Here is a 1583-nt window from a genome sequence, read left to right as displayed (position 1 = left end):
AGCTTGGCGTTTAACCTCGCAGGTCACCCGACCTGCTGAACTGCGGTTCTTTCCAGGACAGTGGAGGCGGCCGTTCTCCACGCTTCGAGATGTCGAGTCACGAAGTACAAGAGAACGGCCGCTGTGTATGAGTCTCCCCATCCATGCGCCCGCGGGCGAGGCATTCGACGTCTTGTCCCGCTTTCGGGTCGAGTTCTACGAGTGCCTTTACGCCCGCGCGGATGCGCTCTTCGAACTCACGGACGCGGTGCTGTGTGCGGACGGGCCGGTGAAGACGCTGGTCGAGCTGTCGCTGGCGGTCGAGCACCGGCGCGGGCACGGGGCGATGTACGCGGCGTTGGACCGGGGCTGGGCGGAGCCGGCGCGGTTGCGGCGCGCACTGGCGGGCCTGCCGCTGCCAAGGGCGGCCGACGGGCGGATCGTGCTGGCTGTGGACGTGAGCAACTGGCTCCGCCCTGATGCCCCGACCAGCGAGGACCGGCTGTTCTGCCACGTCTACGGACGCGGTGCCCGCAGTCGGGATCAGTTCGTGCCGGGCTGGCCGTACTCCTTCGTCGCCGCTCTGGAGACCGGCCGGACCTCCTGGGTTGCGTTGCTGGACGCCGTGCGCCTGGGGCCGGCGGACGACGCGACCACGGTCACCGCTGCCCAACTGCGCGACGCCGTAGAGCGGTTGATCCAGGCCCAGCAGTGGCGGGCGGGTGATCCGGAGATCTGGATCGTCATGGATTCCGGCTACGACGTCGCCTACCTCTCCCATGCCCTGGCGGACTTGCCCGTCGTCCTGGTTGGACGCCTGCGCTCGGACCGCGTCATGCTCCGCGACCCCGGCTCCGCCCGCTGCGGGCCGAGGGGCGGGCGGCCGCGTCGGCACGGCGGCGTGCTGACCTTCGCCAAGCCCGACAGCTGGCACGAACCCGAGGTCACCACGGTCACGGACACCACCCGCTACGGCAAGGCCGAGGCCAGAGCCTGGGACCGGATGCATCCCCGGCTCACCCACCGCGGCCCCTGGCTGGAGCACGCGAAAGAGGAACTGCCCATCCTGCACGGCACGTTGATCCGCCTGAAGGTCGAGCGCCTGCCGGGCGATCGTGACCCGAAGCCGGTCTGGCTGTGGTGCTCGGCCACCGCCGCCACACCGGCGGACGTGGAGCACTGGTGGCAGTCCTTCCTCCGCAGATTCGACCTCGAGCACACCTTCCGGCTCATGAAACAGACCCTTGGCTGGACCGCCCCAAAGGTCCGCCACGCGGACACCGCGGACCTGTGGACCTGGCTCATCATCGCCGCCCATACCCAGCTCCGCCTCGCCCGACCCCTCTCCGAGGACCTGCGCCGCCCCTGGGAACGACCGACCGGGCCCCGCCGCCTCACCCCCGCCCGGGTGCGGCGGGGGTTTCGCAACGTCCACGCGACCACCGCCCGTCCGGCGGCGGCACCGAAACCGTCCCGGCCAGGGCCGGGACGGCCCGCAGGCTCGAAGAACAAGCACCAGGCCAGGCACCACAACGTCGGCAAGACGGTCAAACGCGCCGAGTCGATCAAGGAACACCAAGCCCGCCCACGTTAAACGCCAAGCT

1 protein-coding gene is annotated in these 1583 nt (G+C 70.1%); it reads left to right on the top strand.

Features of this window, described 5'->3' with window-relative positions:
• The first annotated feature begins 127 nt into the window (after window positions 1-127).
• The gene (locus AB0G35_RS37205) at window positions 128-1573 is read left to right on the top strand and encodes an NF041680 family putative transposase (RefSeq protein ID WP_360959212.1); all 1446 of its coding nucleotides are present in this window, start codon (window positions 128-130) and stop codon (window positions 1571-1573) included.
• Window positions 1574-1583: the final 10 nt, after the last annotated feature.

This window comes from Streptomyces sp. NPDC021749 (genome assembly GCF_040640655.1).
Taxonomy (GTDB): domain Bacteria; phylum Actinomycetota; class Actinomycetes; order Streptomycetales; family Streptomycetaceae; genus Streptomyces.
The sequence above is the reverse complement of the archived record's forward strand: the minus strand, read 5'-3'. Positions and strand labels throughout refer to the sequence as shown.

Excerpts from the sequence above, each read along its gene's own strand:
- AB0G35_RS37205 (WP_360959212.1), top strand. The coding sequence starts at position 128 with ATGAGTCTCCCCATCCATGCGCCCGCGGGCGAGGCATTCGACGTCTTG.